Below are 13,613 nucleotides of genomic sequence, written 5' to 3'. Positions count from 1 at the left end.
GCGCGTAAATTGAAGAGACGGCAAGATCAGTCGAGTATTAGTCTTCCTTAACATCATACAGGACGCGGGCGAGCAGATCCTGGCTGTAGTTGCCGAAATTTTTGCCATAGATGGTCAGGCCGCGCTTGTTGACTGACTGCTCGGTGACCGAGAGACGGAAGGTAAGCTCGCTCTTGTAATCCAGCTGAATTTGGTCCAGCGTCACGTCGGAAATCCGGCAGCCGTCGATGAAACTGCCATCGTTGTTGATGCGGATCAGCTTCAGCATGCCGTATTGGTTCAGATGCGGCGGCCACCAATCGGGGTTAAACGTGCCGCGGGCATCCCCGAAGTCCCCCGGACTGGTCCAGGAACCGATCTCGATCCCGTTTAAGTGAAAATAAATGTCCGACGGGTAGTTATCGTTATATCCCGGTGCTTCCGAGCTGAGCTCCATGGAAAACTGGATTTCGCGGAATGTCTGGTTCGGCTTCAAATAATTCGGAATCCGGTATTCCAGAAACCCTTCCGCCAGCCAAATGATCTCGGCGTCGATCCGCTGCGGATCCGCAAAATAGCGCGGGTCGTCAAAGTCGCCGACGATGCTGTCCTTGGTGGCCAAACCGCAGGTAGGAACCGCCTGATAGTTGCTGTAATGGCCGACTTGAATTTCAACTTCGTACAGGTTTTCGACATCCCTGCTGCGCAGGTCAACCATCAGTTTGTCCTTATTCAAGTAACAGATCTTCTGAATGCCGTGTTTGCCGACGCTGGTATTGATCTCAATCAGACCGCTTTCTTCCAGCTTTTTGATGTGCATAGTAATCGCACCGTTGCTGAGGTTCAGCCGGGTGGCCAGGTCGTTCAGGTTCAGCGCCTGGTTTTTCGCGAGCAGTTCGAGAATTTGGATCCGGATTTCCGAGCTGAGGGCCTTGAAAATGTCGATCCCGCTCATCAGATTTTTAATATAGATCATGGAATTGAATACCTTCTTCCGATTGTAGAGGTGGTGTTCTTTTATTTTAAATAATTATAAACTAACTAAATCGTTAATGAAAGCATGCATTCCTTTTTTGTAGATATATACGAAATAGTCATAGCATATTCTACAAATCCCAGAGGGATCTTTAGATATTCTTAAAGTAAAGCAAACTAGCGTTTTCCTTGATTTTATAAGGTTTTTTAGAGTTTATACATAGCGCCGGACACAGAAATTTCATTTTGGTTTAAAAAAATATAAATAGATTTACATTTATTTATTTACAGCATACTTCATCTATGTTATTTTATACTTGTAAACGGATTCATTCAATTTATCTCAAATTATTTTATTATTTTCTAAAATGGAAGGTGATATCAGTGGCATCAGCAGCAAATAAGGCCAGGGTGGTCGTGGACAAGGCGTTTCGGATCGCCGAAGTGGATAAGCGCATCTACGGCTCGTTTATTGAGCATTTAGGCCGCGCCGTATACGGCGGCATATATGACCCGTCCCATCCCGAGACGGACAGCCTCGGTTTCCGGGAAGACGTAAAGCAGCTGGTCCAGGAGCTGGGCGTGCCCATTATCCGTTATCCCGGGGGTAACTTTGTGTCCGGCTACAATTGGGAAGATGGCGTCGGTCCGCGCGAGTCGCGTCCAAGAAGGCTGGAGCTGGCTTGGCGGACAATCGAGCCGAATGAAGTCGGGACGAACGAGTTCATGGCATGGGCCAAGGAGATCGGCTCCGAGGTCATGATGGCGGTCAACCTGGGAACGCGCGGCGTGGATGCGGCTAGGAACCTGCTCGAGTACTGCAACCATCCAAGCGGAAGCTACTGGAGCGATCTGCGGCGCAGCCACGGTTATGATCAGCCCCATAAGGTCAAGACCTGGTGCCTCGGCAACGAAATGGATGGACCCTGGCAGATCGGCCAGAAGACGCCGCAGGAGTACGGACGCCTGGCTTATGAGACCGGCAAGGCCATGAAGCTGGTGGATCCCGATATCGAGCTGGTATCATGCGGCAGCTCCAGTACGGGAATGCCGACCTTCCCGGAATGGGAAGCCATTACACTGGATCATACATATGACGTAGCCGACTTCGTATCCCTGCACCAGTACTACGGTAACCGGGACGGCGATTCGGCGAACTTCCTGGCGCGGACGATGGACATGGACCATTTTATCCGCACCGTCATTTCCACCTGCGACTACGTGAAGGCGAAGAAGCGGAGCAAGAAGACGATGTACCTGAGCTTCGACGAGTGGAACGTCTGGTACCATTCAAACGATGCGGATACGAAGATCGATCCCTGGACCGTCGGTCCGCCGCAGCTGGAGGATGTCTACAACTTTGAAGACGCGCTGTTGGTCGGCGGGATGCTCATCACCTTCCTGAAGCATGCCGACCGGGTGAAGATGGCCTGCCTTGCGCAGCTGGTCAACGTGATCGCGCCGATCATGACCGAGACCGGAGGGCGCTCCTGGAAGCAGACGATTTTCTATCCATACCTGCACGCTTCACGTTACGGCCGCGGGGTATCCCTGCAACCGATCGTGGATTCGCCGAAATACGACGCCCAGGATTATACCGATGTGCCTTATTTGGAGACGGCGGTCGTATATAACGAAGAGGAAGAAGAGCTGACCATTTTTGCGCTGAATCGCCATTTGGAGGAGGCGCTCGATGTGGAATGCGACGTCAGAGGCTTTGAAGGCTACCAGATTGCTGAGCATATCGTTCTGGAGAATGATGATTTGAAAGCGGTCAATACCGCGGCCGAAGAGAACGTTAAACCGCATTCGCGAGGCAGTGCGGCATTGAAGGACGGGTTTGTGAGCACCCGCCTGTCCAAGGCATCCTGGAACGTGATCCGGCTGAAAAAGGCTTAATTAGGGCAGGTCCTTGCTGCCCGGCTGGCAGGCGAGTTCCGGCATACCGGCCTCCATAACCCATTGGCATGGACGTAACCCATAACATCATAGACTCGCATGACTGCATCTGCCGATTCCTCTTTGACGTTTGGCAAAGGAAAGATCGTGCCAAGAGGAACGGCAGATGTTTTTTGTGGGACGAAACGACCCGCAGGAGCGATGGCGGCATCTATCCAATATGGCCTTGATGCACATCAACATGTACGTACAAGTGAAAAGGGTTCGTGTGAAATTGCAAGCTTTCAAGTTTTTCAAATCAAAAGAAGTACGCTGAACAATAAAAAAATACAAGATACAGATTCCATTTAGGGGGCGGAAGTTTTGAAGAAGAGCTTTGTTATTTCATTGTTGATGATATTTGCGGCAAGCATGCTGTTGTCGGCGTGTGGAAGCAGCAGCGAGAAGACGATTACGTTCTGGACGCCGCTGACGGGCGACGACGGAGCTTACATGGATGAGATCGTCAAAGAATACAACGCGACGAATCCCGACATCAAAGTGAAGCACGTCATCACTTCCGATATGTACACCAAGCTTTCGACCGTGCTGAACTCGGGCAAAGGCGTTCCGGACCTGGCCATTATCCACGCCGACCGCGTTCCCGGCTTCGCGAAGCAGGGCGTGCTGGAACCGATCGAAAGCGCGATCAAGGGGCAGCCGGAAATCAAGGAAGCGAATTACCTGCCGCAAGCCTGGTCCACAGGCAACATCGACGGCACCCAATATACGGTTCCGCTCGACATTCACAGCAACGTCATGTACTACAACAAGGATTTGCTGAAGAAGTATAACGCGGAATCCATTCTCGACGACAATGTCGTCACCATCGACGAAATGCTGTCCCTGAAAGGGAAACTGGCTTCGGACGAATATGTCGTCAACGATGCGCTCCTGGGCTGGGTCATTCTGGCACAGGTTCAGGACCTGGGCGGAGACATCCAGGACAACGGCAAGCCGGCCGTCAATACGCCGGTGATGAAGCAGGCTTTTGAACATGTGAAAAAGATCGCCGACGCCGGCCTCATGACACCGTTCGGCGAAGACGGCTACTTGATGTTCCAGTCCGGCAAAGTGCTGTTCTCGACGGACGGAACTTGGAGCTCGACGGCCCACGCCAAGGTTGACGGCCTGAATTTCGGCGTAACCAACGTGTACTCGCCGACGGCGGACAAGTTTACGAACCGCGCTTCCTCCCACTTATTCACGATGTTCAAGAACGACAAGCGTTCGGACGAGAAAGAAGCGGGCATCGGCGCCTTCCTGGAATTCGTGCGCGAGCACTCCCTGGAATGGGCGAAAGCCGGACAAATCGTCGCAAGTAAGCAGGTGAACGAAAGTCCGGAGTACAAGCAGTTCATGCAGTCCTTCTTCACCTCGAATGAGCAGGAGACCAAATCGCTGTACATCTACACTTACGAATACTATCCGTACGTAGCCGAAGCCGTGGATACGTACTGTGCCGATATCGTCCGGGGCAATGTGGACTTGGATGAAACGCTGCAGACGATGCAGAAGTTCGTCGAGGATAAGATCGCAGAGAGCAGCAGTAAACAGGCGACCAAGTAGGCCTTTTGCTAAGCAGATAGAAGGAAATAGTGTGCCGGACCGAAAGCGTCTGGCGCATTATTTCTCCAAAAGGAGAAATTACAAGGCTATGAATAAGAAATCATTTGCACCGTTTTTCTTTGTCGGCCCTCATCTGATTCTGTTTCTTATCTTCATTCTGATCCCAACGATTTACGGGATCTATGCTTCGTTTACGCAATGGAACTTGATGAACGATCCGGTATGGATCGGCCTGGCCAACTATAAAACGATTTTGTTCGACAGCAGCTCGACCTTTCACACCCAATTTTTCAACGGCCTGAAAAATACACTGCTGTTCGTCGTGATCAGCGTACCGCTGCTCATCGTTATTCCATTGCTGGTCGCCGTCGCGCTCGAGCACAAGCAGGTCAAGCTGAAAGGCGTCATTCAGTCGATCATCTATATTCCCGGCTTGATCTCCATTTCCGCGGCTGCTCTGATCTGGCTGCTTATATTCAATAAACAGCTGGGCATTACCGGCAACGTATTCCATTCGCAGGTGGCCTGGGCGGCGACGCAGCCTTATGCGTGGATTATTATTTTCGTCATCACGGTATGGGGCGGCGTCGGCGGCAACATGATCATTTACCGCGCGTCCATTGCCGGCGTCTCCAAGGAACTGTACGAGGCGGCGGAGATCGACGGAGCCGGATCCGTGCGCAGATTTTTCAGCATTACCCTGCCATCCATCAATTTCCCGCTGATCTATACGTTCGTCATGACGACGGCAGGCGCGTTCAACGTGTTCGGCCAGCCGTTAATGATGACCGATGGGGGACCGAGACAGAGCACGCACGTCCTGATGATGTACATCCGCCAGCTGGCCTTCGGCCAAGGGGAATCGATTGCCGGCATGGCGTCGGCGATGGCCGTACTGCTCGGTTTGGTCATTCTGGTCATTTCGGCGCTGCAGTATTATGTCATGAATCGAAATACGAGGTAGGCCGCTTAGGCAGAGGCTGGATTTAGGATACGAGAGGTAGGGTTAATCAAAATGTCCAAAAAAGTAAGTATCTCCAAATATATCGCTTACCTGTTCTTGATCGTGCTTTGCGTCATTTGGGTGATTCCGGTCGTGTTCGGAATTACGACTTCCTTCCGTTCGCAGACCGAGGTCGTGTCCTCGGGCTTTCGGCTGTTTCCGAAGGAATGGATATTTGAGAATTACGTCGCCATTCTGGAGAATACGTCCACGGCGCCGATTTTGCGCTGGCTGTTCAATTCCGTCTTTATCGCGGTATCGCACACTCTGCTCGTCATCGTCATTATTTCGATTACGGGTTACGGGTATTCCCGTATGAACTTCAAAGGGAGAGACACGCTGTTTTTCACGCTGCTGGGCATTTCGTTTTTTCCGGGCGTCGTCAACATCATCCCTTCCTATAAAATCATCGACGCCTTCGGCTGGGTGAACACTTCTTGGGCCATGATCATCCCCGGTCTCGCAGGTATGGGCAACATTTTTCTGGTCCGGCAGTTTATGAAAGGCATTCCGGGCGAGCTGGACGAATCGGCGCGTGTTGACGGCGCAGGGGATTTCCGGATTTATTTTTCGATCATCCTGCCGCTCATAAAGCCGGTGCTGATCGTGTGCGGCCTGTTTTCCTTCGTCGGATCGTGGAACGACTTCCTGTGGCCGGTTATCGTATATACGGACGTGGATAAAATGCCGATTACAGCGGGCTTGCTGCTGCTTCAGGATATTTACGGCAACTACCGCATGATCGGGCAGCTGATGGGCTCGGCGATGCTGGCGATCATTCCGACGCTGCTTCTGTTCGCGTTCGCCCAGAAATATTTTATTCAGTCGATCAATTTGAACTCAGGCATTAAAGGATAATAGGAAGTTTTTATCAAAATAAAGAGAATTAGCATCTCGTGGGAGGATTCAGCTATGCATAACGTGATCGTCAATACGGATATTTCCAAAGGGAAAATCAATAAAAATATATACGGCCATTTTGCGGAGCATCTGGGCCGCTGCATTTATGAAGGGATCTGGGTCGGCGAGGATTCTCCGATTCCGAATACGAAGGGAATCCGCAACGACGTGCTGGCGGCCCTTAAGAACATCAAGGTGCCGGTTCTGCGCTGGCCGGGCGGCTGCTTTGCCGATGAATACCACTGGAAGGACGGCGTCGGTCCAAGGGAAGGCCGTAAACGGATGGTCAACACGCACTGGGGCGGAGTCGTCGAAAACAACCATTTCGGCACCCATGAATTTATGCTGCTCTGCGAGCTGCTGGAATGCGAGCCGTACATTTGCGGCAACGTTGGCAGTGGCACGGTTCAGGAGATGTCCGAGTGGGTAGAGTACATGACGTTTGACGGCGAATCGCCGATGGCGAACTGGCGTAAAGAGAACGGCAGAGAGCAGCCGTGGAAGCTGAAGTATTTTGGCGTCGGCAATGAAAACTGGGGCTGCGGAGGCAACATGCGTCCCGAATACTATGCTGATCTGTACCGCCGTTATCAGACGTACGTGCGTAATTACGGCGATAACAAAATTTACAAAATCGCCGGCGGCGCCAATGTGGACGATTATAACTGGACGGAAGTGCTGATGAAAAACGCCGGCTGGCTGATGGACGGTCTGAGCCTGCACTACTATACGATTCCGGGCGACTTCTGGCTGGGCAAAGGCTCGGCGCTCGATTTTGAAGAAGGCGAATGGTTTATCACCATGAAGAAGGCGCTGCATATGGACGAACTGATCACGAAGCACAGCACGATCATGGACAAATACGATCCGGAGAAGCGCGTCGGCATGATCATCGATGAGTGGGGCACCTGGTTTGACGTGGAGCCGGGCACAAATCCGGGATTTTTGTACCAGCAGAACTCGATCCGCGACGCGCTGGTGGCCGGCGTGCATTTCAACATTTTCCACAACCATGCGGACCGTGTCCAGATGACGAACATCGCGCAGACGGTGAACGTCCTGCAGGCGATGATTTTGACCGAAGGCGAGAAGATGATCCTGACGCCGACGTATCATGTGTTCGATATGTTCAAGGTCCATCAGGATGCCGAGGTGCTGGCCGTCGAGTCTGCGGTCGGAAGCTATGAAATGGGCGGGGAGGCGCTGCCGCAGGTGACTGTGTCGGCTTCCAAGGATGCCGAAGGCAAGGTGCATGTCAGCCTGGTCAATATCGACCATGCCGGCGAAGCCGAAATCAGCCTGGACCTTCGCGGCCTTGCTGCCGAAAGCGTGCAGGCTTCCGGCACGATTCTGACGGCCGACCGGATGAACGCGCACAATACGTTCGAGCAGCCGGACGCCGTGGCACCAAAAGCTTTTGAAGGCGCCAATGTGGAGGGCGGTCGTTTGAGCGTGAAGCTGCCACCGATGTCCGTCGTTACACTGGCCATTCATTAATCGAAGGTTGGCTGCGTCCAGCGCCATTATTACAGTTACAGCAAATAGGGAGGATGAACTGTCATGGAACGACAGGAAGGCTGCAAAGGATGCAGCGAGAGTGTCCAGGTATCGCCGGAAAAACTGCAGCGGCTCGTAGAGATCGCGACCCGCGGCAGGGAGACGGCATCCGAAGAGGTATACCGCCGGCGGATCGGGCAGTGCGAACAGTGTCCGGGGCTTCAATACGGAACAACCTGCCAATACTGCGGCTGCCTCGTTGAGGTGAAGACCCGGCTGCTGGAATCCGCCTGTCCTTATCCTTTTGCCCCGAAATGGAGCTAGATAGAATGAACTAAAGACTTGAATGTTATAGGCCGCCTTATGGAGCGTTATAACAGGAAGTTCAATGCAAAATTTTAGTTCAATCTATATAGAACAATTGATTTTGGCATGAAGACATAGACATAAAGGAGAGCCTGATATGGAGAGAAACGAAACTTACAACAACCCGGTCGTGGAGCAGCGCGCCGATCCATGGGTTTTCAAGCATACGGATGGTTATTATTATTTCACGGCTTCTGTGCCGGAGTACGACCGGATCGAAATCCGCCGTTCCAAGACTTTGCAGGGTTTGGGTGAAGCCGAACCGGTTGTGGCATGGCGCAAATACGAGACCGGACCGCTCAGCGCGAACATCTGGGCGCCGGAGATTCATTTTATTCAGGGAAAATGGTACATCTACTTTGCGGCGGCGCGGACGACCGAGACCAATGACGGATTGTTCGACCACCGGATGTATGTTCTGGAGAACGACTCGGCCAATCCGCTGGAAGGAACCTGGACGGAGAAGGGAAAGATCCGCACCCGGTGGGAGTCTTTTGCGCTGGACGCGACCACCTTTGAGCATAACGGGGTGCTGTACTATGTTTGGGCCCAGAAAGACCCGGACATCGAGGGCAATTCAAATCTGTACATTTCGGAAATGAGCAATCCTTGGACGCTGCAGGGCAAGCAGGTTATGATCTCGACCCCGGAGTATCCGTGGGAAGTGATCGGCTTTAAAGTCAACGAAGGGGCAGCCGTACTGAAGCGGAACGGACGCATCTTCATCAGCTATTCGGCCAGCGCCACCGACCACAATTACTGCATGGGACTGTTGTATGCCGATGAATCGGCGGATCTGCTGGATCCGGCCTCATGGGTGAAGTCGCCGGAGCCGGTATTCGCCACCAACGAGGAGAACGGGCAGTATGGGCCGGGACATAACAGCTTCACGGTATCCGAGGACGGGGAAGACGTCATCGTTTATCATGCCCGGAATTATAAAGAAATTATCGGCGATCCGCTGTACGATCCGAACCGGCATACGCGGATGCAAATCTTCGGCTGGAATGAGGACGGGACGCCGAATTTCGGGGTTCCGGTGAAGGATGGAAAACGGTAATTTGCCGGGGAATAAAAATCGCAAGAGTCTGCAGCTTGGCTGCAGGCTCCTTTTTAAATTGAAATGAATGTTAAAGGACGTATGGGGCGGAAAACGTCCGTTTTATAGTTTGAACTAACGAAAACGATGCAAGCAAGGGAGTAAAATGATTCCGAAGAAGCGAAGCGGTCACATTTGGCTTTCGGATTTCTCCCTTGCAATGGTTCAATTCAATCAAGAAATCTGAAAACAAGAGTGATCGTAGGGACATTTTACGTACTTGCCCCATCATCTATTTCCATTTTTTGGCTTATACAACCGCTGCCGGTACTCATAATGAATGTACGTCGATTGACGTTCTTTCTATTTAACCAGGCCCCCCGGATGCAAAGTCCCTTCGCGCAGTGGTATGATATATTTATGAGAGCGGTTTAGCAAGAGAAGAGGGGGAGGAAGTTGAACAAAGATCGACTGGATATGATCGAGTACCAGATCGCCCTGCTGGTCCGGCTGACGACGGCGCTCAGCCCCAGATTCGGGAACCTGGACCGGTCGGAGTATCTTCTGCTCAGCGAGCTGGAGCACGCGGGCCCGCTAGCGATCAATGTGCTGGCAGAGCATCTGCTGCTGAACCTGTCCACGGCCAGCAGGCAAATCGCGGTGCTGGAATCCAAAGATTACGTCAAGCGGTATCCGGACACGAACAATGGCCGAATCAGCCTCATTGAGATTACGCCCGGCGGGCTGGATATTCTCCACAAAGTCCAGAAAGCCAGACATGATGCGTACGCGGACATTCTCAAGGAATGGAACGGTGATGGGCTGCAGCACTTGGAAGACAGCCTGACCCGGCTTAACCGGGATTTGAAACAACGGCATAAGTAGATCAGGAAAAAGCTGTGGATTTATCCAATAGCTTTTTCTCGCTGCCTGCGAAAATCCCGTTGCCAGCTGATCCACATATGTTGTATAATACAACTTGCTATTTACAAGTTGTTCTGCATACGGACGTAATCATATACAAGACGAAAGGAGGAATCCGGATGAGTCAACTCATTAGCACTCCGATGTCGGAGAAAGAAAGGGTGGCCGTTCCGCAGTATTTGATCATATCGCTGCTGACGATTTTTGCGATCGGGCCCCAATATTTCAGCAATCTGGCTTATACCATCAACCAGGTGATTATTCAGAACGGGCTGGATATGAGCTCGAATGATCTGCAGCTGCCGTCCACGCTGTCGAACCTGGCTTTCGCGCTCGGAGTACCGTTTGGACCGGTGCTGGCCCGCAGATTCGGCCTCAAGGCGCACTATCTGACGATGGTGTTTATTTTTTTGTGCGGCTCGTTGATCAACGCCGTGTCCACCGATGTGGCCGCCTTGACGATCGGGAAGGTGATTCAGGGCCTCAGCGCCGGTACGCTGTTTCTGGCGATTTTGCCGGTGAGCCTTCGTTCATTTCCGAACAAGATCCGCAATACATTTCTGTTTATGGTCATCACGGGCCTGTTTGGGGCAAGTGCCGTCGGAGCGTATTTCGGGGCCGTCTCCCTTAGTCTGGACACCTGGCGCTGGCTGTACGTGCTGAACGTCGCCTCCGCCGTCCTCTGTCTGGCCGTCGGCTATTACGGCCTGCCGAAATCGGAGGAGCATCACGGCGAGCACGAGCCATTGGATAAAACGGGAGTGTTTTTGTTTGTATTGACGATGATTTCGCTGGTGATTCCGCTGTGCAATTTAATGCAAAAGGGGTTTACTTCGTATGAGGTGTGGCCGTTTTTGGCTGTCGCCGTCATATTGGCGGTTCTGTTCGTCATCGTCGACCTCAGGGCCAAGACGCCGCTCGTTCCTTTCCGTACGCTGAAGGCGCCCAAGCCGATTTCGGGCACGATCATGGCTATCGCGTCCCATGCGGTGCTGATCTTTGCGATTGCGGGGATCACCGGTTTTTTGAAAAATAACGTCAGCTTGTCGCCAAGTTATTTGTCCCATTTTTTCATGTGGTTCTTCGTCGGCATTCTGATCACGGCTATTTTGAAAACCCTGCTGTACGACCGGCTCGGCGCCGGAGTCCTGGGTTTTATCGGATCGCTGGCCATCATTTATGTCTGCCTCAGCTGGCGGAACTTGGTGCCAACCGTAACGCTGCCTAAGCTTTACTTCCAGGCCGCCTGCCTTGGCGGCGGCGTCAGTATGGCTCTGGTCAGCGGAGCGCTCGGCACGGCCCTCGCGGGGGATATTCACAAAGCCTCCATGCGCTCCACGACGCTGCACACGATGCGGAATATCGTCGGCGCAGTGCTGTCTCCGTTGCTGGGCTGGTATTTGAGCCGGCAGAACACCATGAATTACGAGCAGATCCGTTCCCATCTTGGCGAGTTTGATGCCGAAACGAAGCTGGAGCTGGCACAGATGACCCGGAAGCTGATGGGATCGGGAATGACGGCGGCCCAGGCGCAGAGCACGGCTTCCTATGAGCTGATTGCTAATACAAAGCGGGCGGCCATCCTAGGAGCGTACCATCACTTGTTTACGATGATGCTGGTTCTTGCAGTCATTATACTGCTGGCGTCTATTGGAAAAATCGTGACAGGCAAAGGCTTTTCGCTTGTGCAAAAGCCGAAAAAGCCGCTTGCCCTGCCTGGTCCCAAGGAAAGAGTAACAGCGGAATCCCATTCTTAAGATACATTCAGAAAAAGAACGATATGGAGGAGAACAGGCAAGATGAACATTCGTTTAATCATCGGAAATGTTGTGGGCGTGCTGGTCGTGTTTATACTGATCGCAGCCGGCGCCTATGTTTATTACCAAAATGAAAACTACATCAAAACAAGCGACGCGGTCGTGTCCGCGGACATGATGCCCGTCGTATCCACATACAGCGGCGTGTTGACCGACTGGCATGTCAAGACCGGATCGAACGTGACTGACAAGGACGTCGTCGGCACCGTATCCGACGGAACGAAGGCTGTACCGGTCAGCACCCGGATGAACGGTAAAATCATCAAGAGCGATGCGCGGAAGAACGAGCTGGTTCAAGCGGGACAGGTGCTCGCACAGGAAGCCGACTTGGATCATATGTACATCATCGCAAATATTAAGGAGAAGGACCTGAAGGAGCTGAAGGTCGGCCAAAGCGTCGATATTAACGTGGACGGAGATTCGGGCAAAACGTTCAGCGGAACGGTCGATGAAATCGGCTATGCAACGACCTCGGTGTTCTCGGTGCTTCCGCAGCAAAGCTCAACCGGCAGCTACACCAAGGTCACCCAGAAGGTGCCTGTCAAAATTTCGATCAACCAGCCTTCGGATAAAGTGCTTCCCGGCATGAACGCCGAAGTGAAAATTTCTTTGTAATCTATATAAGTTGAAAAATATAAGTTGAAAAATTGAAATGGATGATGGGGCAAGTACGTAAAATGTCCCTACGATCGCTCTTGTTTTCGGATTTCTTGATTTGACTGAACCTTTTTTGGTTCAACTTATATATATTTCTGTAAAGGGGTACCTCCCCGCCACGATGGATTGGCGGCTGGTGCCCTTTTTGGCTGTCTTCCGGCTTTCTGGACCACTCCCTGTTGCCTTGATTTCGCGGTTATCATCTCCATGCTGGAAAGAGCGGCACCGAGCACAATCTGAATTTGCGGTGGAAGCCGCAAGGCAAAACAAGGTATGATAGAAGGAATGAATTACTCGCGGATCATCTGTTGAGGAAGAGGCATTCCAACTAAGTTAAGGTGTTGATGGTATGAAAAATTGTCTGGTCACCGGATACCGGGCGCATGAGCTGAACATCTTTGGCCAGAAGCATCCGGGCATTCCGTATATTAAGCAGGCGATCACGGCCAAGCTGATTCCGCTCCTTGAAGAGGGACTGGAGTGGGTCATCACCCCGGGGCAGTACGGCGTGGACCTGTGGGGCATCGAGGCGGCTATTGCGCTGAAAGAGCAGTATCCAGAGCTCAAATGCTCGATCATTTCGGCCTATGCCAGCCCGGAAGAGAAGTGGAAGGAAGATAAGCAGGAGTATTACCGGCAAATTCTCAGAGAGATCGACTATTACGGTGTCGTCAGCAACCAGCCCTACAGCGGCCCGTGGCAGTTTGCGGCCAGGGATGATCTGCTGTTCCGAAAGACCGATGGCATCGTGCTCGTGTACGACGAGGATGCGGGTGAGGGCACCGGCAAGTTTTATAAGGAGAGAGCCTTGAAGAAGCAGCAGGAAGAGGGCTATGAGTATATTAACATCAGCTCTGAAGATATTCAGTCCATGGTGGGCGAGGCCGCTCATGACATGGATTCCGAAGTGGACAGCTTCTTTGGGGAATGAGACAATATAGTCATCGTG

At 52.2% G+C, this 13,613-nt stretch carries 12 protein-coding genes; 11 read left to right on the top strand and 1 reads right to left on the bottom strand.

Annotated features, from left to right (window positions below; translation table 11 throughout):
- Positions 1 to 37: 37 nt before the first annotated feature.
- Positions 38 to 955 (bottom strand): ArsR/SmtB family transcription factor, encoded by a 918-nt coding sequence (locus ABIE48_RS24765; protein WP_076173556.1) that lies wholly within the window; start codon positions 953 to 955, stop codon positions 38 to 40.
- Between the two features lie 302 nt (positions 956 to 1,257).
- Between ABIE48_RS24765 and arfA the strand changes: the two genes are divergently transcribed.
- The 11 genes from arfA to ABIE48_RS24710 all read left to right on the top strand — a co-directional run bounded on the left by arfA (position 1,258) and on the right by ABIE48_RS24710 (position 13,595).
- Positions 1,258 to 2,853, top strand: coding sequence for an arabinosylfuranosidase ArfA (arfA, locus tag ABIE48_RS24760; protein ID WP_105444973.1), 1,596 nt, complete (start codon positions 1,258 to 1,260; stop codon positions 2,851 to 2,853).
- 393 nt (positions 2,854 to 3,246) lie between these two features.
- A complete protein-coding gene (locus ABIE48_RS24755) occupies positions 3,247 to 4,461 on the top strand; it encodes an extracellular solute-binding protein (protein WP_145029575.1) in 1,215 nt (404 codons plus the stop codon).
- Between the two features lie 88 nt (positions 4,462 to 4,549).
- Complete coding sequence (locus ABIE48_RS24750) at positions 4,550 to 5,425, top strand: carbohydrate ABC transporter permease (protein ID WP_116233998.1); 876 nt, start codon at positions 4,550 to 4,552, stop codon at positions 5,423 to 5,425.
- Between the two features lie 51 nt (positions 5,426 to 5,476).
- Complete coding sequence (locus ABIE48_RS24745) at positions 5,477 to 6,322, top strand: carbohydrate ABC transporter permease (RefSeq protein ID WP_116233999.1); 846 nt, start codon at positions 5,477 to 5,479, stop codon at positions 6,320 to 6,322.
- 54 nt (positions 6,323 to 6,376) lie between these two features.
- Positions 6,377 to 7,861: an alpha-N-arabinofuranosidase gene (locus ABIE48_RS24740; protein ID WP_192717418.1), complete on the top strand. Its 1,485-nt coding sequence runs from the start codon at positions 6,377 to 6,379 to the stop codon at positions 7,859 to 7,861.
- A 63-nt stretch (positions 7,862 to 7,924) separates the two neighbouring features.
- Positions 7,925 to 8,185, top strand: coding sequence for a DUF6171 family protein (locus tag ABIE48_RS24735; protein WP_145029567.1), 261 nt, complete (start codon positions 7,925 to 7,927; stop codon positions 8,183 to 8,185).
- Between the two features lie 139 nt (positions 8,186 to 8,324).
- Positions 8,325 to 9,287, top strand: coding sequence for a glycoside hydrolase family 43 protein (locus ABIE48_RS24730; RefSeq protein WP_192717417.1), 963 nt, complete (start codon positions 8,325 to 8,327; stop codon positions 9,285 to 9,287).
- A 435-nt stretch (positions 9,288 to 9,722) separates the two neighbouring features.
- A complete protein-coding gene (locus tag ABIE48_RS24725; protein ID WP_240913402.1) occupies positions 9,723 to 10,151 on the top strand; it encodes a MarR family winged helix-turn-helix transcriptional regulator in 429 nt (142 codons plus the stop codon).
- 158 nt (positions 10,152 to 10,309) lie between these two features.
- Positions 10,310 to 11,947 carry an MFS transporter gene (locus tag ABIE48_RS24720; RefSeq protein WP_192717416.1) on the top strand — a complete coding sequence of 546 codons (1,638 nt, stop codon included), beginning with the start codon at positions 10,310 to 10,312 and terminating at the stop codon, positions 11,945 to 11,947.
- A gap of 42 nt (positions 11,948 to 11,989) precedes the next feature.
- On the top strand, positions 11,990 to 12,622 hold the full coding sequence (locus ABIE48_RS24715; protein WP_192717415.1) for an HlyD family secretion protein: 633 nt from the start codon (positions 11,990 to 11,992) through the stop codon (positions 12,620 to 12,622).
- 391 nt (positions 12,623 to 13,013) lie between these two features.
- On the top strand, positions 13,014 to 13,595 hold the full coding sequence (locus ABIE48_RS24710) for an SLOG family protein (RefSeq protein WP_192717414.1): 582 nt from the start codon (positions 13,014 to 13,016) through the stop codon (positions 13,593 to 13,595).
- Positions 13,596 to 13,613: the final 18 nt, after the last annotated feature.

Source organism: Paenibacillus sp. OAE614 (assembly GCF_040546645.1).
GTDB classification, from domain to species: domain Bacteria; phylum Bacillota; class Bacilli; order Paenibacillales; family Paenibacillaceae; genus Paenibacillus_AQ; species Paenibacillus_AQ favisporus.
The sequence above is the reverse complement of the archived record's forward strand: the minus strand, read 5'-3'. Positions and strand labels throughout refer to the sequence as shown.

What these genes read in the sequence shown, in the direction of transcription:
- ABIE48_RS24765 (WP_076173556.1), bottom strand. Translation starts at nt 955, where the DNA reads ATGATCTATATTAAAAATCTGATGAGCGGGATCGACATTTTCAAGGCC.
- ABIE48_RS24750 (WP_116233998.1), top strand. Translation starts at nt 4,550, where the DNA reads ATGAATAAGAAATCATTTGCACCGTTTTTCTTTGTCGGCCCTCATCTG.
- arfA (WP_105444973.1), top strand. Translation starts at nt 1,258, where the DNA reads ATGTTATTTTATACTTGTAAACGGATTCATTCAATTTATCTCAAATTA.
- ABIE48_RS24715 (WP_192717415.1), top strand. Translation starts at nt 11,990, where the DNA reads ATGAACATTCGTTTAATCATCGGAAATGTTGTGGGCGTGCTGGTCGTG.
- ABIE48_RS24745 (WP_116233999.1), top strand. Translation starts at nt 5,477, where the DNA reads ATGTCCAAAAAAGTAAGTATCTCCAAATATATCGCTTACCTGTTCTTG.
- ABIE48_RS24720 (WP_192717416.1), top strand. Translation starts at nt 10,310, where the DNA reads ATGAGTCAACTCATTAGCACTCCGATGTCGGAGAAAGAAAGGGTGGCC.
- ABIE48_RS24735 (WP_145029567.1), top strand. Translation starts at nt 7,925, where the DNA reads ATGGAACGACAGGAAGGCTGCAAAGGATGCAGCGAGAGTGTCCAGGTA.
- ABIE48_RS24710 (WP_192717414.1), top strand. Translation starts at nt 13,014, where the DNA reads ATGAAAAATTGTCTGGTCACCGGATACCGGGCGCATGAGCTGAACATC.
- ABIE48_RS24740 (WP_192717418.1), top strand. Translation starts at nt 6,377, where the DNA reads ATGCATAACGTGATCGTCAATACGGATATTTCCAAAGGGAAAATCAAT.
- ABIE48_RS24755 (WP_145029575.1), top strand. Translation starts at nt 3,247, where the DNA reads ATGATATTTGCGGCAAGCATGCTGTTGTCGGCGTGTGGAAGCAGCAGC.
- ABIE48_RS24730 (WP_192717417.1), top strand. Translation starts at nt 8,325, where the DNA reads ATGGAGAGAAACGAAACTTACAACAACCCGGTCGTGGAGCAGCGCGCC.